Source organism: Argonema galeatum A003/A1 (assembly GCF_023333595.1).
Lineage (GTDB): Bacteria > Cyanobacteriota > Cyanobacteriia > Cyanobacteriales > Aerosakkonemataceae > Argonema > Argonema galeatum.
Genome location: NZ_JAIQZM010000002.1, coordinates 247,739 through 267,453 on the forward strand (window position 1 = coordinate 247,739; position 19,715 = coordinate 267,453).

The 19,715-nt window shown below is 46.7% G+C and carries 13 protein-coding genes and 1 pseudogene; 11 read left to right on the top strand and 3 right to left on the bottom strand.

Annotated features, from left to right (window positions below):
• Positions 1-123: 123 nt before the first annotated feature.
• Together LAY41_RS04510 and rnhA are read left to right on the top strand one after the other, a co-directional pair.
• Positions 124-3,132 (top strand): CHAT domain-containing protein, encoded by a 3,009-nt coding sequence (locus tag LAY41_RS04510; protein ID WP_249094601.1) that lies wholly within the window; start codon positions 124-126, stop codon positions 3,130-3,132.
• Between the two features lie 51 nt (positions 3,133-3,183).
• Entirely contained in the window at positions 3,184-4,038 is an 855-nt protein-coding gene (gene rnhA / locus LAY41_RS04515; protein WP_249094604.1) for a ribonuclease HI, read from the top strand.
• Positions 4,039-4,275: 237 nt separating this feature from the next.
• Here the strand turns inward: rnhA and cruG are convergent, their stop codons facing one another.
• The 3 genes from cruG to LAY41_RS04530 form a co-directional block, all read right to left on the bottom strand.
• A complete protein-coding gene (gene cruG / locus LAY41_RS04520) occupies positions 4,276-5,598 on the bottom strand; it encodes a 2'-O-glycosyltransferase CruG (RefSeq protein WP_249094606.1) in 1,323 nt (440 codons plus the stop codon).
• Positions 5,595-6,593: a gamma-carotene 1'-hydroxylase CruF gene (cruF, locus tag LAY41_RS04525; RefSeq protein WP_249094608.1), complete on the bottom strand. Its 999-nt coding sequence runs from the start codon at positions 6,591-6,593 to the stop codon at positions 5,595-5,597. Before cruF ends, cruG begins: the two co-directional genes overlap by 4 nt.
• Positions 6,594-7,686: 1,093 nt before the next feature.
• Entirely contained in the window at positions 7,687-8,034 is a 348-nt protein-coding gene (locus tag LAY41_RS04530; protein ID WP_249094610.1) for a DUF4870 domain-containing protein, read from the bottom strand.
• Between the two features lie 525 nt (positions 8,035-8,559).
• On the opposite strand from LAY41_RS04530, the gene prfC reads away from it, so the two are divergent.
• From prfC to gmd, 9 genes and pseudogenes are all read left to right on the top strand, one after another.
• Positions 8,560-10,188 carry a peptide chain release factor 3 gene (prfC, locus tag LAY41_RS04535; RefSeq protein ID WP_249094612.1) on the top strand — a complete coding sequence of 543 codons (1,629 nt, stop codon included), beginning with the start codon at positions 8,560-8,562 and terminating at the stop codon, positions 10,186-10,188.
• Between the two features lie 430 nt (positions 10,189-10,618).
• Positions 10,619-10,777 (top strand): annotated as a pseudogene (locus LAY41_RS04540) (element excision factor XisI family protein); the annotation flags it as partial.
• 314 nt (positions 10,778-11,091) lie between these two features.
• A complete protein-coding gene (locus tag LAY41_RS04545; protein ID WP_249094614.1) occupies positions 11,092-13,557 on the top strand; it encodes a zinc metalloprotease HtpX in 2,466 nt (821 codons plus the stop codon).
• 402 nt (positions 13,558-13,959) lie between these two features.
• Entirely contained in the window at positions 13,960-14,259 is a 300-nt protein-coding gene (locus LAY41_RS04550; RefSeq protein WP_249094616.1) for a hypothetical protein, read from the top strand.
• Positions 14,260-14,347: 88 nt separating this feature from the next.
• The gene (locus tag LAY41_RS04555; RefSeq protein ID WP_249094620.1) at positions 14,348-14,848 is read left to right on the top strand and encodes an RNA recognition motif domain-containing protein; all 501 of its coding nucleotides are present in this window, start codon (positions 14,348-14,350) and stop codon (positions 14,846-14,848) included.
• Between the two features lie 549 nt (positions 14,849-15,397).
• Positions 15,398-16,054 (top strand): glycosyltransferase family 2 protein, encoded by a 657-nt coding sequence (locus LAY41_RS04560; protein ID WP_249094622.1) that lies wholly within the window; start codon positions 15,398-15,400, stop codon positions 16,052-16,054.
• Positions 16,055-16,114: 60 nt separating this feature from the next.
• Entirely contained in the window at positions 16,115-17,263 is a 1,149-nt protein-coding gene (locus LAY41_RS04565; protein ID WP_249094624.1) for a glycosyltransferase, read from the top strand.
• Between the two features lie 139 nt (positions 17,264-17,402).
• Complete coding sequence (locus LAY41_RS04570) at positions 17,403-18,134, top strand: undecaprenyl-phosphate galactose phosphotransferase family protein (protein ID WP_249094627.1); 732 nt, start codon at positions 17,403-17,405, stop codon at positions 18,132-18,134.
• Positions 18,135-18,622: 488 nt separating this feature from the next.
• Positions 18,623-19,702, top strand: a complete 1,080-nt coding sequence (gmd, locus tag LAY41_RS04575; protein WP_249094629.1) for a GDP-mannose 4,6-dehydratase — start codon at positions 18,623-18,625, stop codon at positions 19,700-19,702.
• The last annotated feature ends 13 nt before the right edge of the window (positions 19,703-19,715 follow it).

Here is a 19,715-nt window from a genome sequence, read left to right on the forward strand (position 1 = left end):
TTTTGGATTTTGGATTTTAGATTTTGGATTTTGGATTTTGGATTTTAGATTTTGGATTTTAGATTTTAGATAATGCTAAGACAAGTCTAAAATCGAAATCAATGCGATGCAAGAGGGCGGTAGATGTTAAGGCGAATTTGGCAGAGAATCGTTCAGTTCTTTCGGCGCTTGTTTGGGAGTAGCACCTCAAGCCAGTCTTCTCGAACAGCACGGAGGAAGAAGCAAGCCTACTTGTCGCTTATGAGGGAACAGAAGCAGGCAGAACCGGCCAAATCCTTAGAAAATGCCGATTACGAGTTTCTCTTCATGCAACTGCTGGAAGGTGTGGCACATGGGTGGCAACAGCACCGAGTTTTGAAATTTATGGCAGAGTTAGAAGGGCGCACCACTGAGGAACAATGGGTGTCGTGGTTGCGCGGCTTTGGCGAAAGATTGGTGGTTTCACCGACACGCCATCAGGATTTAGCAGTGGCTATGCTTCAACTGGCTGAAGTTGGCTGTGGGGAACTGGGAGAGGTAGCTGGTGAAATCGGTGGCGATTTGTTAGAACGCTTAGATAGGCAACAACCGACACGACAAATTCCCACAAATTTAAACCCTCTTGAAGTCGTTCCGGTTGCTGGAGTTGAAAATTTCTCAGAGGAAGTGGAACCTATTTCTCTCGATCGGTTGTGGGATATCTTACAGCAGGATACCGATTTAGCTAAGCAAATGGCTGAGATATTTGAAGTTCCGACAACCGATCCGCAAAGCATTATTGAGGCGCTGATCGATCAAGGGACTGTAGCGTCTGAATCGACTACAGAGGATGCAGAATTCTGGTTTAATCAAGGTCTTCGGGCGTATGAGGCGGGTGATTTTGAAGGGGCGATCGCTTCTTTCGATCGCGTTGTTGACCTCAAACCCGACGATTCCGAAACTTGGTATAACCGAGGTAATGCCCTATCTGAGTTAGGGCGCAAAGAAGATGCGATCGCTTCTTTCGATCGCGCTATTGAAATTAAACCTGACGACTACGACGCCTGGAACGACCGGGGTATAACCCTACACGACTTAGGGAAGTTAGAAGAAGCGATCGCTAGTTTCGATCGCGCTATTGAAATAAAGCCTGAAAACTACGACACCTGGAACGATCGGGCCATAACGCTCCACAGCTTAGGACAATATGAGGAAGCGATCGCTAGTTTCGATCGCGCTGTGGCGATCGAACCCAATTACCAAGAAGTCTGGAACAATCGAGGTATTGTGCTGTCTAAGTTGGGACGCTATGAGGAAGCGATCGCTAGCTTTGACAAAGCGCTAGAAATCAAGGTTGACAAATGGGAAGCCTGGATTAACCGAGGTGCTGCGGCTGCAACTTCACTCTTCTTTGACCCTCTGCTGGCTTCCTCAAGTGCGATCGCCAGACAAAACCCATCTTTGCACCAACGCGGCTATGAAGGTCAATTAGCAAGCTATCAAGAAGGATTGAAATATGTTCGTCAAGACACTCAACCAGACGGCTGGGCTTGGCTGCACAAACATATCGCTCAAGCTTACTACGATCGAGGCTGCATCGATTCAAAACCCCGTGAATATTGGCGCAAAGCTGTAGAAGAATATCGCGAAGCACTCAAAACTCTCACAGAAGCCAGATTTCCCGAACTGCATCTAGAAATATTGCAAGACCTTTTTAAAGCCCTTTTGAGTTTAGGACAAACAGCAGAAGCAGAACAATTACAACGACGCGGTTCTGATTTATTGCAGCGCTTACTCAACGAGCAAAATTATTCTGACTGGTATAAAAAACAAGTGGCTCTTAAATTTGTACCCTTTAACCAGTTGACCGTTGATTTAGCCGTTCAATCCAATCAATTCGTGCAAGCTTTAGAACTGGCAGAAAAAGACAAAAACGCCTGCTCAACATGGCTTTTAGACGACTGGAGCGATAATATTACCTCACCTAAGTGGGTCGATATTCAACAATTGCTCAATCCCACAACAGCAATAGTTTACTGGCATCTAAGTCCATCTGCCCTACATACCTTTATTCTCAAACACAACGCGCCAGAACCCATTGTTTTGAAAGAACCCCCAGTTGCTGAAGAAACAAAATTTCCCAGTCGCGTAGTAGAATTTGAAAACTGGGTAAAAGATTGGAATCAACAATACCAGGAATATCGCAGCAGCAAAGATAAAAATCATCCCTGGCGGCAAGAATTAGAAGCTAAGCTAACCCATATAGGTAACATTCTCGATATCTCAGAAGTTATCGAAGAACTCGCAGGCATCACCAAACTGATATTGATTCCCCACCGCGACTTGCATCGCTTTCCCCTGCATTACCTGTTTCCAGATAACTTCACCATTACCTATCTACCCAGTGCAAAAATCGGTTTAAATCTCAAGGTTGAGCAAGATGGGTGGCAGACAAAAAAATTGCTGAGTGTGGAATATCCCGACAGTCTGGGATTAGAAAAACTGCTTTATCCTGAAATTGAGGCAGCTGCCATTACCGAAATGTTTGACAATCCGACGCGCCTCCCCGACGAAGACGCCACAAAAGAACAGGTAATAGCAGCACTTTTTGATAAACACAATATCTTTCACTTCACGGGTCACGGTAGCTATAACTTCGCCACACCCAAGCTTTCAGCTTTAGCCTTAACTGGAAAAGACTTACTGACGCTAGAAGACATTTGTCAGCTTCCCCTGAGTAATTACCAGCTAGTTTGCCTTTGTGCTTGCGAAACCGCCGTCACTAGCAACCAAACGATCGCTACAGAGTACGTGGGACTGATTAGTGGTTTTGTCAGACAAGGCGCATCCCATGTCCTCAGTACCTTGTGGACGGTTCCAGAAGATTCCAGCGCCTTGTTAGCGATCGAATTCTACCAACGCCTAAAGGCTAACCTTCCACCCGATCGAGCCCTCAAAGAAGCCCAACAGTGGCTGCGTACCGTCACTAATACCGAACTAGCCCAGATGTATAAAAACCTCTCCATCCAGTTGGCAGAATACGCTCCTGGGGTCAGCGAATACCTACGGTTTCAGGCTATGTTCCTGGAAGGAAAGCCAGATAAAATAAATTCATCCCAGCCCCCTTATGCCCATCCTTACTATTGGGCTGCTTTTACCATCACTGGCAGATAAGCCCTTGCCCCTTGCCCCCTTAACTGTTGGACTCATATGAGAAACGCCACAATGTCTTCGTTTCGCACAATCGAAAGTTTTTACACCGATGGAGCCTGTAGCGGCAATCCCGGACCGGGCGGCTGGGGCGTTGTAGTCTATTTTCAGGATGGCTCTGTTTGCGAGATCGGCGGTGATGAGCCCCAAACTACCAATAATCGGATGGAGTTGCAAGCCGCCATCCAAGCCCTCAAATTCCTCGCAGCAACCGGACAAACCCAACCCGTCGCCCTTTACACCGATAGCGAATACGTCAAAAAGGGTATTACCGACTGGGTGAAAGGGTGGAAAAAGAAAGGCTGGAAAACCTCTCAAGGTAAAGCCGTACTCAACCAAGATCTGTGGGAGGCGCTCGACACGCTCAATTGCAAGCAAGTAGACTGGCGGTATGTCCGGGGTCATGCCGGTGATGTTGGTAACGAACGCTGCGATGCGATCGCTCGGGCCTTTGCAATTGGTAAAAGCCCTACGCTGCGACAGCCAGAAGTATTAGAAGCATTTAGTTCAGAGGCAACAAACGGCGATAATTACGAAAAGTTACAATCCAGTGATGTATCCTCTAACCTTCTCACTACCGACTTGGCTATGACCGATTCTACCGCTAACTCCCCGACAGAAACAAACCAGAATTTATCCAGTGAAGTTAGAGTCATTCAACTCCGCAATCTAATAGAAATTCTACGCATCGCCGATGACATTGCTACTAAAGGCTACCTGATTACCAGTTCCGAACTAGCAGACTTGATGGATATCCACACCAGCGCAGTTACAAGTCGTGGAGATAATTGGGTTTGGCGTAACTGGGTTGTCTCACGGGTGCGGCGAGAAGGAAATCAGATTCTCTGGCAACTCGAACGGGTAGATTAATGGCAAATGGAAAATGAAAGGGTGTTTTTTCGCTCCCAGGTACGTTGTTGCGCTTTAGCGCTCTAAGAGCGCTAAAGCGCAACAACGTACCCATTATCCATTCCGAACAAGAGCCAATGGAACTAACTAAGCTGTCGCGCATCTAAGTTGTATAAATGAGGCGGGCAAGATGCCTTGCCCCCTCCCCACAAGAGTTTCACAAATTGTGATTATTCAAATTAGATGCGCGTTAGCTTATTAGTTCGATCGCTTCATTCGATCGTAACGTCGTCCGCGCCATTGAGTAGGCGTTTGGAGGGAGGATAGCAAAATTCGCAGAAAAGCTAAGGGGTCTGCCAAGGGAGAAAGGTAAAAGTAAAAAGGTAAAAGTAAAAAGACAAAATATTTTTTACTTTTATCTTTTGTCTTTTGCCTGTTGTTTTCGTAAGATGGTGCGATCGCCAATAGCAAGGCAAACCTAATTGCTAAGAGAAATAAATTCAGTCCTAACAACAGAAGAGAAGGAGAGGAGAGGGATTTCAAATTGAAGATTTCAGATTGCGGATTGAAAATACAATTTACAATCTGCAATTTGCAATTTGCAATTATCGGGAAGAGGTAACTTAGTACAATCAGCAGTGGTAGACCCTGGAGGCTAAACAGCAGCCACAAATCTCCTAAAAGTTGAGGAGTCGAAGAAGCGTCTTTGAGATCGAGACTCCGCCCCCACTCCCGCCAAGTTTGGACTGCACCGTCGTACATCCGCACCTTTAACACCTTGGCACCGTCCAGAAAGCCAACCTTATACCCGCAAGAAGCAGCATAACGGGCTAAGGTAACATCATCGCAGAAAGAACTGCGGGCACTGACGTATCCCCCCACAGCCGCCAATACAGAACGACGGCAGAGGAAACACTGACCATTCGCCATCACCCTTTCCGGCGACTGGTTAGCCGTCCCAGCTGGGTCAAATCGGTAAAGCAGAGTCATCAAAAGCGCTGGTTGCAACCACCACTCACCGGGATATTGAAGGATAAATTGGGGCGAGAGGGAAAGCAGGTCATATCCTTGAGCTTCAGCAGTTTTTATTAAACTGGCAACTAACCCTGGGCTAGGCTGGGTATCTGCATCTATGCCCAAAATCCATTCACTTTTTTCGGAACTGTGCAGAAAACCCGTATGCAAAGCCCAAGGACGCCCCACCCAGCCCTCTGGTAAGGGGTCATCTGCAATGAGACGAAATCGCGGGTCTTTTTGCTGGGAAGCCTTCACCAAATCGGGGGTGCCGTCTTGGGAGTGGCTGTCTACCACAATAATTTCCCGCACTTCGTAGCCTTGGCGAGTTAAACCGGCCAGACAGGGGGCAATGCGATCGGCCTCATTGAGCGTGGGAACCACCACGCTCACTGCTCCCAAAAGCTCTGGGGTGGCACTAAGGGGTTCTATGGGAGGATGGCGACCGGGGCCTTTTAGCAGTCGCGAGATTAGGATAAATACTGCTGGTGCTTGAACGATCAGCAGCACCAAAGTTACAGCACTTTTGAAATCTTCTGTCAAGAAGTTTGTTAACCAAAAGCTCACTTCTGAGCAACCCCCACAGAAGCGACTGGGGTTTCAGTTTTCCGGCTGGTTTCAGAAGAGGCTAAATTAGCAGTCGCGGTGTTAACTGCTAGGTTGAGGGCGGCGCTAGCCGATGCTGGTTTTGTTACCCACCAAAGGGTGACCGCAGGCGCAACACCCAGCAGCAAACCCAATCCAACGGGTATCCAAATTCCCGCTGCCAAGCTCATCACCGTTGCGAAGGCGAAGTTACCCAAATAAACGGTTAGGGGTAGATTTAATTGCGATCGCGTTAGCGTGCTAGAGGCATCTCGCGTTAGCGTACTGTAGGCATCTTGGTTTGCAAAAGGTTTCTTGCTCCACAAAATAGCAGCCACTGTCATGAACACGGCACCTGTTCCGAACCAACCGAAAAAGTTTTGGTAAGGCATACCGAAGAAAGCACCTGGTGTTTTCCATTCCCAGAAAGGTGCAGCCGTTTGACTCATAGCTGGGTCAAGCACAAAGTCCCAAGAGGTGAGTAGCAATGCCCCAAGTGCGATCGCACCCAAATGACGCCACCAACTCGGCTTCTCCTCTGAATTTAGACCAGTACGAGCCAGCAAATAAGAAGCCAACCCCAAATAAAACCAAGAAAGGGGTATCGTCACCGGAACTAGCCCAGCAATTTTATATCCCAGACCGCTGAGATAGCCATAGTGACCAAACGGAAACCCAGTACTGGTTCCCAGCAATTCGCTCCCCAGCGAGATAAAGACTGATGGCACCATAAAGGCCAGCCAACGCCACCACCCCAGCGTGCGGTAAGCATAAATGGCAACAGCAGCCGTTCCTAACACAATGTAAACAACGCCACCACCAGCCATGCTCCACTGGAAGAAGGTTTGCCCAGACGCCGGTAAACTTAAAATTAATCCCGGATTGGGTAAAACTAACAGCAGTCCTGCTAGTCCAAAAGCCATTGACACAATATGACCGATCAAGCAGAAGCGCTCGGCCATAACAAGTTGCTTCATAGAAACTCCTCTAGACAGATGATGCTCGGTAGCGCTTCTTAACAGTTTACAAATGTTTAACAAAAGTTAACCCATCTGGCTCTAATTTTCTGCAACTCGTGGGGGAAGGGGATAGGGGCTAGGGTAAGATGGGGAAGAAGAAGGGGATAGGGGCTAGAGTGTGTTTTCTTTTCCCAGAGATCCCCCCAACCCCTTAAAAAGGGGGAGAATGAGCGTCTAAGTCCCCCTTTTTAAGGGGTATTTAGGGGGATGTGAATCTGAAGGGGAAGTTTGAAGACACGCACTCTTAGGCTAGGAAGAAAAAAGAAAGTTACTGAATGTGAGATATAAATTAATTCATGTGACCATTGCAGCTCAGCTGGCTGTTATGCACGAAAGTTGCTTGTGAAAAAAATCCCGTGGCTCTCGCTAGCCCTACTTCTGGTTACGTATACTACTCTGGGCTGGGTTTTATTCTCTGTTCCCTGGTATACGTTACTGTTGACCCTAGCCTTGATATTGCTATTAGCTGAGATTTTAGCTTCCCCTTTTTCCAACGTTAGAAAGGGTCTTGTCTATTCTATAAGTACCGATACCCGCGCTTTTATTTTAGCGATTAGCATGGCTTTTTTTACTGCCTTGCTAGTGATCTGGATTCATATTGTTGTCCATGCCTTGGTTGTAATCGCCGCCGGGCTCTTAGCCAGGTTGGATCTGCTCACGGCTGGTTTTAGGGATTGGCAAACGTTTTGGATTTTGTCTGTTTTTTCCCTGGTTGGCTTTGGGCTGGGTTGGGGGGCAAACTATTATCTGCATTCTCTGCATATAGTCGTATAAGAAAGCTCTCGCGACGGTAGCTCAAGATAGACACTCCATAAATCGGCACAAAGCAAGAGATTTTCAGTTCTGTATTTGAGGACACTGGTGGATAGCGTTTAACTGTCCTTCTGCCCTACAGCACCTTAGCCGTGGGGCAATTTTGTTTTTAGCGGCCCTGCCACCTTTCCCCCAAAGCGCGGCAGCTGAGGGTAGGAAAAGTGGCATGATACAAGTTGGGGAACTAACTACTCGGTTAGCTACCGCCCCGCTCGCAGGCGAGGGTTTTGTCCCTAAGCTACACCAGACGGAAGATAAATGGGTAGCGGTAAGGTTCTTGGGCATTGCCGAGAATATGGAGAATCGCAAAAATTGGTAGTACCCAATGGAAAAGGAAGAATGGAATCAGCAGGATCAACGCCAAGGGAATACCGATGATTGATAACCACAATACTGTGATAATGGCTTCATAGAGCCATATGTTAATGTGAAAGTTAAGGGCTTCTTTGGCATTCTCCTTCACAACTGGGTCATCGGATACGAACAATACCGCTAAGGGTACACCGATAAACACCCACAGAGCCCCGAAAAAGATCGAACCATGAGACAGTAACGATAAAAGCTTGCGCTTATCCGAGTCGTACATACAACCAATCCTTCATCGAATCAACTACTATATTGTTTCGCTCCGAAGATATCATATTCAACAAACAGCCTGGGGGAGGAGATTTCCGTACTCTAAGTGGGGTTGGCAGGGACGGTTTGTTAGGATCGATATTTACTACCCAGTTAACAGCTACACCAAGCAGCAGCAAACCAAACAGAGAAAACCGAATTCGCAACGAGTTAATTTAGATCTTCTTGCACCTGTGTTGAAAGCCCGCCTGGGGTTCAAACCCCAGGCTAATAGCGAAAGTCCACTTAAGTGGACTGAATATTTTATCCAGTCGTCTTTAGACGACTTTCGCTATGAGACGGGGAATTGATTCCCCGTCGGGTCAGAGCAACTGGTGCAAGATCTGAGTTAAGAAATGTTGACATAGATTTTTAGCCGCAATCCTATTGCCCAGAAATTTTGGCTGTCCAAAAGGACGGTTTCAGCCATACTGTGTAAACCTAGCAAATTGTTTTTACAATGGTCTGGTGAAGATTCCCCTAGCAAGCGCCATTTATGACCACAGAACTTGAAAGCGAACTCCAAACAGCAGTTGAGCGTCGGCGCAACTTTGCGATTATATCTCACCCCGATGCGGGTAAAACTACGCTGACTGAAAAGCTCTTGCTGTACGGGGGAGCAATTCACGAAGCGGGTGCAGTCAAGGCGCGACGGGCGCAGCGGAAGGCGACTTCTGACTGGATGGAGATGGAGCAACAGCGGGGGATCTCGATTACTTCGACTGTGTTGCAGTTTGAATACCAGGGATCTCAGATTAATCTGCTAGACACTCCCGGTCACCAAGATTTTAGCGAAGATACTTATCGGACTCTGGCGGCGGCTGATAATGCGGTGATGTTGGTTGATGCGGCGAAGGGTTTGGAAACCCAGACGCGGAAGTTGTTTGAAGTTTGTCGGATGCGAAGTCTTCCCATCTTCACTTTTGTCAATAAACTCGATCGCCCCGGACGCGAACCTCTGGAATTGCTGGACGAGATCGAGCGGGAATTGGGCTTGCAGACTTATGCTGTAAATTGGCCTATAGGGATGGGCGATCGCTTTCAAGGGGTTTTCGATCGCCAGAAACGCCAAATTCACCTATTTGAGCGCATGGCCCACGGCAGCCGCGAAGCTAAGGATACTGTTGTGGATATAGGCGATCCCCGCATTGAGGAATTGTTAGAGCCAGACCTCTATTACCAACTTAAAGAAGATTTAGAAGTTCTGGAAGAATTAGGCCCCGAATTGGATTTTGAGCAAGTTCACAATGGCAAAATGACGCCTGTGTTCTTCGGCAGTGCCATGACCAACTTTGGGGTGGAACTATTCCTAAATTCCTTTCTAGACTGCGCCCTTAAGCCGGGTTCCCATAACAGCACTATAGGCGAAATTACGCCGACATATCCCGAGTTTTCGGGATTTGTGTTCAAGCTGCAAGCCAACATGGACCCAAGACACCGCGATCGCATCGCTTTCGTCCGGGTTTGCACCGGCAAGTTTGAAAAAGACATGATTGTCAGTCACGCCCGCAGTGGCAAAACGGTACGCCTTTCAAGACCTCAGAAACTGTTTGCCCAAGAAAGAGAATCGATAGAAGAAGCTTATGCAGGCGATGTAATTGGTTTGAACAATCCGGGCGTTTTTGCGATCGGCGACACGATTTACACTGGTCAGAAATTAGAGTACGAAGGTATACCCTGTTTTTCGCCGGAATTGTTTGCTTACTTAAGAAACCCAAATCCTTCTAAATTTAAACAATTTCGCAAAGGCGTTTCGGAATTGCGGGAAGAGGGAGCTGTACAAATCATGTACTCGGTGGATGAAGCTAAGCGCGACCCAATTTTAGCAGCGGTAGGACAGCTGCAATTTGAAGTAGTGCAGTTCCGCTTGCAAAATGAATACGGAGTTGAGACTCAGTTAGATATGCTACCTTATAGCGTTGCTCGGTGGGTTGCTGGTGGCTGGTCAGCTTTAGAAAAAGTTGGGCGACTCTTCAATACCGTGACGGTAAAAGATAGTTGGGGACGACCTGTACTTTTGTTCAAAAATGAATGGAATTTGCACCAAGTACAAGCAGATCAACCGGAATTAAAGCTAAATGCTTCGGCTCCAGTAGTTGCCGGACAAGAACCAGAATCATTATAAGCGTAAAATATAGTGGCTTGCAGTCGCATGAAGTACACCCGGTTTTGCTGTACCTCACTTACCCAAAACCCACATTCCGCAGATCTAACTCTGATGACTGGGACTTTTGAAAAGTCCCAGTCAGAAAAAATTCCCCCGCTTAAGTTTTCTAGTATAGCAACCGCCAAGGCAGTTGCTATATTATCATTAAGACCGCAGGGGCAGGCGAAGTGTGTCTCAAAACGTTATCTTTCCGGCTCTTCCGTACTTAGTGTGCCAAATTATTAGTTTTTTGGTGCCTTACACCTTAGCTGGCTGGGATTTCAAAGCGATCGTCCCCAAAGCCGCATACCATAGAGCAAGCTAATGGTGGAAATAATCTCAAAGCCTTACCTAGCAAAGTTTTGAGGATAAATTTAAGTTAATTTAGCACACTAAGTACGGAAGAGCCCACTTCGATATCAAAGACGGCAAAATTTGGCTTCAGCAAAATACTACTGATATCGATGTTGGTGAAGAACTATTGTCTATGGGTATTCCCAAAGAAGATATTGTTTTGGGGTTGCATCCTCCCTACAAGCGTCCTTACACTAACTATGGTGTTGCTTAGAGAGAGCGGCTTTTTCAATACCAGCGTTTCTGAGAAACCAGGCTAGTCGATTGGAAAGTATTAGCCGATTTTAACTAAACTTACAATTAAGCTACATCTCCTTAAAACATGACAAAAAATTTCCCCTCTTATCTGTGTTCATCTGTGTTCATCCGTCTTCATCTGTGGTAAAAATTGAATCGCAGATGACAACAAACAATTTGAAAATATTACTCTTACATTAACGATGTGTAAGGATATGAGATTTCTGTTTGCCGATCGAGGCAGATGCTACTTAGGCTATGGTGGAAGAGATTGTGGTGCTTTGAACTTGTATGGCTTTTCCTCCCGATCCGCCTGAAAAAGGTGCGGAAACTTCTGGCAAAGAAAACCCCGCTCTGGAGGCTGGTTTAGCCGCCCTGAAGCAGGGAAATTACGAAGATGCGATCGCTGACCTAGAAAGCGTCTGCAAGATCGATCTGAACCAAAAATCAATTTTTAGGGCTCAGATGGGTTTAGCGATCGCTTACGAACGCATTGGCGATGTTCCTTCTTCGATCGCCCTGTGTAAAACTCTGAGTAAAAATTCGAGTCCCCAAGTTAAGGAATGGGCCCTTCGCACTCTGGCTAGTTTTACAGACCGCTACCCAGAAGAAAGCAGGGGAGCAGGGGAAAATTCTTCTGAGACTGGTTTTGTCCCCCTGGACCCGACAGCGCTGACGGCCTCTAATAGGCCAAAAGTGCCTCTAAGTCCACCCCCCTCTGTTTCCTCTAAAGGGGATGATATAGAAGGACTAAACCTTGATTTACCATCATCTGGGTTTGTGCCGCTCGATCGCGCACCTCAACCGAGCAAGGGAGCGTCTGAACGGGGGAGACTCCCCAATCCCCAATCAAGAGTCCCTACAGAGGCGAAGCATTCGGACAAGCAAACTGAGAAATTGTCGCCTAATTCAGATGCAAATGCTTTGCCAGTAGAGGAGAAAAAAGAAAACCTAGCACCTTATCAAGCTGAATGGAAACAAGCTGGACGGGCTAAGAAGTGGCAACGCTTACCAGCAAAGACAGGTTTCCATTTTGACTTATCGCAGCTTTGGGGAGTGCAGGCATTAACTGCGATCGCACTGTTTATCTCTGTGTTTTGGGCGCTTGGAGGCATCCTCAACTTCGCCATCAAAACCGCGAACGATCTTTTAATTAAACTGCGGGTGATCTACGAAAACGACGATTACTATAGCAGCCCAACGCGGTTTGTCCCCATTGCCGCAGTAATAGCGACTCTAGCGCTGGTTGCGGCATCTCCCTGGTTAATGGATGGACTGCTGAGGTCTTATTATGGCCTCAAGTCATTATCAGTAGAAACGCTGAGCGAGCGCAGTCCCGAAGCAGCTAGAGTGCTGCAAGGTTTTACCCGCGAGCGACGCCTGCCCGTTCCCACCTTATTCGTGTTACCGGATTCTGCACCGCTGGCGCTGACTTATGGGAATTTGCGACGTACTGCCAGAATTGCAGTCAGTCAAGGATTATTAGATCGATTGGCAGATGATGAAATCGCTAGCATTTATGCCGCTCAATTGGGGCATATTCTGCACTGGGATTTTGTACTGATGTCCCTGGGCGTTCTGGTTTTCCAGGTTCCATACATTTTCTACTGGCGAGTAGCCGCGTTGGGAGATCAGTCGCAAAACTCATTCCTGCGCTTTGTAGCAGGGGCGTTTGCGGCGTTGGGTTACGGTATTTACTGGCTATTTCGCTGCCCGATTTTGTGGTTGTCAAGGGCGAGGGTTTACTATAGCGATCGCATCTCCTGCGAAATCACTGGCAATCCCAACGGACTCACCCGCGCACTCCTGAAAATTGCGATGGGCATTGCTAATGATGTGGAGCGACAGGGACAGACAAGTTATCTGTTAGAGGGTTTTGAACTTTTGACACCAGTGGGGTATCGGCAGGCGATTACTTTAGGCAGTCTATATCCTCTTATTCCTCTAGAACCGATTTTGGCCTGGGATTACCTCAACCCCTCGACGCGCCCTTTAGCCATTAATAATTCTCATCCCCCAATGGGAAAGCGGTTGCAAATATTAGCCCGCTACGCCAGCTACTGGAATGTAGAAACAGAACTTAACTTTAGTTCCCAGTCTTCCCTCACCGCTCAAAAATCAAAACTCTTCTTACAAGCTTGGCCTTATTTTGGCGTTTTTCTGGGTTTAGCCCTTGCAGGGATATTGTGGTTGATTGGCGGGATTAGCAGCTCGATCAGATTTCGGCCACTGGATTGGATGTGGGGAGATCGATCGCTTTTATACGGTTCCCTGCTCATCGGCATAAGCATGGGCATCTTTTTGCGGATTAATTCTTTTTTTCCAGATATCAAACCTTTTAACTTGCCAGGTGAAGCGCTGTTACCAGAGTTGCTCGCTAACCCCGCTGCCTTACCCGTAGATAGTCAGCCAGTACGTCTGCAAGGAAAACTCTTGGGGCGTCCCGGGATCGGTAACTGGCTGTGCCAAGACCTAATTCTGCAAACCGCAACTGGGTTGGTCAAATTACACCACTTCTCCAGGTTTGGCCCAATTGGAAATTTCTGGCCGCACTCAACCCGTCCTAGCGATTTGGTGAATCGACCTCTAACCGCAACGGGCTGGTTTCGCCGGGGAGCCACTCCCTGGATTGATATTGACACCCTACAAACGCAAACTGGCAGAACCACTCAGAGCTTTCACCCGATCTGGTCTACGATTTTAGGGCTGGCGGCTGCTGTCTGGGGAGCTTACATTATCTACCAAGGTGGGGCTTGAGAGTTTTGAGTTTCGATCCCAAACTCGCTCATAAATTTTCCCAATGCCCAAACTGACCCTAATGTAAAGAAAAGTTGCAGAATATTTAGCAATCGTGTTACATTTCTTTACAGGAATTCCTTGGTGCTAGATCGGGCAAGAGGCAAATTTCTGAAGTAGCCTGTCTGTGGAAAAGTAATCCCAAAAGCTTTTATAGCAGTGGGGTGAAAGTGGTTCTAGTTCTGCTATATAGGTGTAAAAACATACAGACTGGGGTGAGAGAGATATTTGTCCGTAGGATCGTGACTACCAGGATTTCCTCCTCCCAACACAGCAAGCTCAACCAGCCAAAGCCAAAGGCTGGTTTTTGTTTGCTAGTGGGTAAAGATCACTAGCCCTGTCGTACAATCTGTAGGAATGCCTATGGTAAAAACTCAAGTTCTGCCGGAGGAGTACTCCACCTGTGACAGATATGAAGCTGAGGCTGAAATCTATCCAGAGAACTGGTTCCATGCTAAAAGCCGTGATACCTTAAGGAATGGCGTCAATTTTTCATGCAAGCAAGATAAGAACAGAACACTTGACTTTAACTGGCTTAAAGTAGAGCCTTATGTCTTAAAGTTAGGTGTAAAATCTTGGGTACTGAGTATAAATGAGCGTTTTTTCATGCGATCGGCTGTTTGGTGGCAATTGGTCAGAGGGCACGTCTCTATGGCTGTCTAAGCGTTCGTCAATCCAGTTTCTCCTCAGCTAACACGCAGGGAGCGCTGGGCAATAAAGTTTTTTTGAACTAAAGTCTGGAGGATCTTCCATGTCTATTCGTCTGTATGTAGGCAATCTGCCCAAAGAAGAAATCGATCGGCAAGAGCTACAAACGGTTTTTGCTGAAGCTGGCGATTCCATCTCCACTAAAGTGATTAAAGACCGTAAAACTGGCAAATGCCGTGGTTTCGGTTTTGTGACTGTGCCGAATGATGAGCAAGCCGATCAATTCATTGAAAAGTTCAACGGCTATGTTTTCAAAGAGAGTGCCTTAAAAATTGAAAAGGCATTACCTCGTTCTAAAGGTCAAGGTGAGGAGGATGCACCTCCACCACAGCCAGTGATCGCCGCCAACAGGGCACCCAGCAGCAGTCCTGCTCCCAGCGGCGACAAGGGTCGTCGTAACAACAAAAAGAGGAACCGTGGTGCCAGCAGCAGTAGCGGCGGGAACACATCGGGTAACTCAGACACAGTGCAACCAGATCCCCGTTGGGCGCAGGAGTTAGAAAAACTAAAGCAGATGTTAGCTGCTCAAACAACAAATCCTTAATATTCTTCCGACCCCCTAATGGGGGTTGGATTTTTGAGATAGTTCCACCGATTTGCACCTTTTGACGATCGGGCTGAAGCTGGAAGTTTCCTCCAAACTGCTCCTGGGTGCATTCTTTGTAAGCCAAATTTTCTGGCGACCCACGGGTTCAGAAAAGTGGATTAGTCGATCGAGCTATGAGGATGTTTGAAAAGTTGGTTGCGATACACCAACCCTTTGGAGATCCCCCTAAATCCCCCTTCAAAAAGGGGACTTTGAGGCTTTTGTTCCCCCCTTTTTAAGGGGTCTAGGGGGGCTCGTCTGATATTTCTCAAACATCCTCTAACATCTGCGATCGGCATAGAGGTATAGAAAGACAAAGATTTACCTCTACAAAGGCTGGGTATTGATACCTAAGCCTTTTTCCATATTTTTTTAATCTGTTTCAATAAATTTTACTTCGAGCGTTTAATTGATTAAAATCCTTTTTTAGGTTGGCACGAATTCAGGTTATATTAAACCTGTGGCCAAAAAAGCAGAATCCTTCGTAAAAAATCAAGTACATCTAGAATGCGCCGTCTAAACTTTTCTGCAATTCCTGAAATATCGATTATCCTTCCAACCTTTAATCGGGCTGAATATTTAAGCGATTGTATCAACAGTGTTCTTAATCAAACTTTTCGAGATTGGGAACTGATTATTGTCGATGATGGGAGTCAGGACAATTCCTTTGAAATTATCGATCCGTTGATTCATAAATTTGATAAAATTCGCTACATGAAGCATAGAAACCGGAAAGCTGGATATGCGAGAAATGCTGGAATACAAGCATCATTTGGCACTTACATTACATTCATTGACAGCGATGATAAATACAAGCCAAAGCATTTGCAGTCGCGTCTTGACTATATGAAATACCATCCAGAAATTGACCTGATTGAAGGGGGGGTGGAAATAGAAGGAGAAATGTGGGTTCCCGATTATTACCAACCAAATCAGCTTATTAACTTAAGTGAGTGTGTATTGGGGGCGACTTTTTTTGGCAAAAGAGATATTTTCTTTGATCTAAATGGTTTTAGGAAGATGGATATTTTTGAGGATACAGACTTGTGGCTGCGAGCGGAAAAAATGTGTAAGACTGAAAAAATAAAAGAACCAAAAACATACATTTATATAAGATCCGAAAGCAGTACAACCAAAGATTTTATTAAAGATAATATAATTTAAGGCGATGATGGTTCGCTTTCGGTCTGCTGAAAATCTAAAATTGTTTCGCTAAAGTTTGCTGTGGTGTTGAAATATGCGATCGTCCACGAGTGGTTGACGCCCAAAGCCACCGGGGGTTCAGAACTGGTTGTGAGGGAAATCTTGAGGCATATAGATGCCGAGCTTTACGCCTTGATTGACTTTGAATCGACCAATCCAGAGAGCTATTTATATCAGCGCTCTATTGGCACGACCTTTTTACAACACTTTCCTTTTGCCCGTAAGGGGGTGCAGAAATATTTGCCCTTTTTACCGCTAGCGATCGAGCAGCTGGATTTACGCGGGTATGATGTAATACTTTCTTCCTCCCACACTGTCGCTAAAGGTGTGATTACGACGCCGCAGCAGCTGCACATCTGCTACTGCCATGCGCCTATGCGTTTCGCCTGGGACTTGACTTTTGATTATCTTGGCAGTAGTACGATGGGGAGAGGCATCCAGGGCATCCTGACGCGGTATTTGCTGCATCGGCTGCGCCAGTGGGATGTCCTATCAGCGAATCGCGTGGATTATTTCATTGCCAACTCCAAACACACGGCGACGCGGATTTGGCGGTGTTACCGCCGCCGTTCGGAAGTAATTTATCCGCCAGTCAATATTGAGCGATTTACCTTTCAAGAGAAGAAAGAAGATTTTTACCTGACCGTTTCCCGGCTGGTGAGTTACAAGAAAGTGTCTTTAATTGTTAAGGCTTTCAACGAGCTGGGACGCCCTCTTGTAGTAATTGGTACTGGCCCAGAGTTGAAAAAACTCCGCGAGCTGGCCCGCCCCAACGTGCAGGTGATGGGGCCACAGCCAGATGCGGTGGTCGAGCAATACATGGCCGGAGCGAAAGCGTTTGTGTATGGGGCTTGTGAAGATTTTGGTATTGCTCTGGTGGAAGCTCAAGCTTGCGGGACGCCAGTGATTGCCTACGGTGCTGGGGGTGCGACGGAAACGGTGCGGGACATTCGGGAATACCCCGATACTGGTACTGGCTTATTTTTTTGGGCGCAATCGGAACTAGCTTTGGTGGAAGCTGTCAAGACTTTTGAGGCGGAGGAGGGTAATTTCAATCCAGAGATGGCGCGATCGCAAGCAGCTAAGTTTGGGCCAACAATCTTTGAAAAGCGTTACCTGGCCTTTGTCTCTAGCGCCTATCGCCGATTCAAATCGCGCGAAGCGCTATAGATCCTTATCCTCTTGACACTCCCCTTGTCCCCTGTTTTTTTTGACTTTTGACTTTTGACTTCCTCATTCTCTCCTCTTAAAGTGTCTTAAGGCTTTATGATGTGGACTGTGTGTGGTGTGAAGTAGTGTAAGGAGTAAAATGACTGCCGAAAGCCCGTTGATCTCCGGCAAGCTATTTCGGGGGTTTAAGAAGCGTGGTTTGCAGCCCAGAGTGCTTACAAGCAGAGACACAGGTCTGTCTCTTGAGGATCTAAAAGGGGAATTTGCCAAGCGGCTGTTCGATATTGTGTTTTCCTCATTGGTTTTGATCCTGTTTTCCCCGGTATACCTGCTGTTAGCCTCTCTAATTGCGATCGGTTCCCCAGGCCCGATTTTTTATAGGCAGAAACGCATTGGTAAAAATTACAAGCCTTTTGGCTGTATTAAATTCAGAACAATGGTTACCAATGCGGATGAAATCCTCCGGGAGATGATGGAAACCTCGCCTGAGTTGCGGTCAGAATTCGAGGGCAATTTCAAACTTAAAAATGATCCCCGCGTTACCTGTATAGGAAAATTTTTGCGGGTAACCAGCCTGGACGAATTTCCCCAGTTCTGGAACGTTTTAAAGGGGGACATGAGCGTTGTCGGCCCCCGACCTTTAGTTGTGGAGGAGCTGTTCATGTACGGTCGCCATATTGATAAAATTTTGACCATTAAGCCCGGTATTACAGGGCTGTGGCAAGTTTCTGGACGTAATGATATTCCATACGAACGGCGAGTTCAGATTGATGTCTACTATGTCAATTTCAGGAATTTATGGCTAGATTTGTGGGTGATTTTCAAAACCATTGGGGTTGTGATTTTTCCTACAAATAACGGCGCTTACTAAGAGCTATATTTAGCTCGTAAAAAGATTAGGGCTTACGGGCTCGCTCTAGAAATAAGGAACGAAGAAAAATCAAAAGTGTGAAGTTTGAACTTTGAAGTTAAAGTAAACACAAAGGTTGAATTAAAAACTCCAATTTCAAACTTAATAACTATTGAAGCTGATTGCCTCTGGCTCCTTAAGCTAGCTACGTAAGTCCTAAATTTATTAGAAGACTTAGACAATGATGCAAATTATAATAATAATTTGCAAAAACTACATTGTTTCTTGATACTTGACCTGAGACTATGAGTTAAGGTAGGAAAAGGTTGAAACCCTGCTACTCCTTCGCCTCCAGTAGGAAGCGAAGAAAGCAGGAATTACAACGGATGCAGGTGGATTGCCCCAGTTCTGACATTAGCCGACTTTGTTTAATCTGCAAGTCAGTCGTGGAGAAGGCAGCGCCTGCAAGAGATGTGTTTTAATTTAAAGATTGCTGGGGAATTGGGAAGATGACACAAAGGAAGCGAGCATTACTCACTGGCATTACGGGTCAAGACGGATCTTACTTGAGTGAGTTGTTGCTCGAACAAGGCTATGAGGTTCATGGGATTATCCGGCGGACTTCTACGTTCAATACAGACCGGATCGATCATATGTATGTAGATCGGCATAATCCGACAGCGCGGTTGTTTCTGCACTACGGCGATTTAACGGATGGAACGACGCTGCGCCGGATTCTGGAGGAAGTCAAACCAGTAGAAATTTATAACCTGGGGGCTCAATCCCACGTTCGTGTTAGTTTTGACTCGCCAGAGTACACGGTTGATACGGTGGCGATGGGGACGCTGCGTCTGTTGGAGGCGATTCGGGATTATCAGCATCGCACGGGAATTGAGGTGCGGTTCTATCAGGCGGGTTCTTCTGAGATGTTTGGTAAGGTGCAGGAGGTGCCGCAGAAGGAAACGACGCCGTTTTATCCAAGGAGTCCTTATGCTTGCGCTAAGCTTTACGCGCACTGGCAAACGGTGAATTATCGGGAGTCTTACGGGCTCTTTGCGTGTAATGGGATACTGTTTAACCACGAAAGTCCCCGTAGAGGTGAGACCTTTGTGACGCGGAAGATTACGCGGGCGATCGCGCGTATTGTAGCGGGGAAGCAGAAAAAGACGTACCTGGGCAATCTCGATTCTAAGCGGGACTGGGGTTATGCTAAGGATTATGTTCGGGCGATGTGGCTGATGCTACAGCAAGATCAGCCAGATGATTATGTAATTGCGACGGGTGAAACTTACTCGATTCGGGAATTTTTGGATTTGGCTTTTGGTTATGTCAATTTAGATTGGCACGACTATGTGGAGTTTGATGAGCGATATTTGCGCCCAGCTGAGGTTGAGTTGCTGATTGGCGATCCCTCTAAGGCGAAACAAAAGTTGGGTTGGGAACCTTCTGTGACATTTCCAGAGTTAGTTGCTTTGATGGTAGAAGCAGATTTACAGAGATTAGGACTGACTTTACCTGATGGTAAGGGAGCCAAATTTGCGCCAGACATTGCTACTATTCGTGAAGAAATAGGCAGCCTTATGGATTGATGGAATAAAGCCC

Coding starts and splice junctions, on each gene's coding strand:
- LAY41_RS04510 (WP_249094601.1), top strand. CDS start 124: ATGTTAAGGCGAATTTGGCAGAGAATCGTTCAGTTCTTTCGGCGCTTG.
- rnhA (WP_249094604.1), top strand. CDS start 3,184: ATGTCTTCGTTTCGCACAATCGAAAGTTTTTACACCGATGGAGCCTGT.
- cruF (WP_249094608.1), bottom strand. CDS start 6,593: ATGAAGCAACTTGTTATGGCCGAGCGCTTCTGCTTGATCGGTCATATT.
- LAY41_RS04530 (WP_249094610.1), bottom strand. CDS start 8,034: ATGTACGACTCGGATAAGCGCAAGCTTTTATCGTTACTGTCTCATGGT.
- prfC (WP_249094612.1), top strand. CDS start 8,560: ATGACCACAGAACTTGAAAGCGAACTCCAAACAGCAGTTGAGCGTCGG.
- LAY41_RS04545 (WP_249094614.1), top strand. CDS start 11,092: ATGGCTTTTCCTCCCGATCCGCCTGAAAAAGGTGCGGAAACTTCTGGC.
- LAY41_RS04550 (WP_249094616.1), top strand. CDS start 13,960: ATGGTAAAAACTCAAGTTCTGCCGGAGGAGTACTCCACCTGTGACAGA.
- LAY41_RS04555 (WP_249094620.1), top strand. CDS start 14,348: ATGTCTATTCGTCTGTATGTAGGCAATCTGCCCAAAGAAGAAATCGAT.
- LAY41_RS04560 (WP_249094622.1), top strand. CDS start 15,398: ATGCGCCGTCTAAACTTTTCTGCAATTCCTGAAATATCGATTATCCTT.
- LAY41_RS04570 (WP_249094627.1), top strand. CDS start 17,403: ATGACTGCCGAAAGCCCGTTGATCTCCGGCAAGCTATTTCGGGGGTTT.
- gmd (WP_249094629.1), top strand. CDS start 18,623: ATGACACAAAGGAAGCGAGCATTACTCACTGGCATTACGGGTCAAGAC.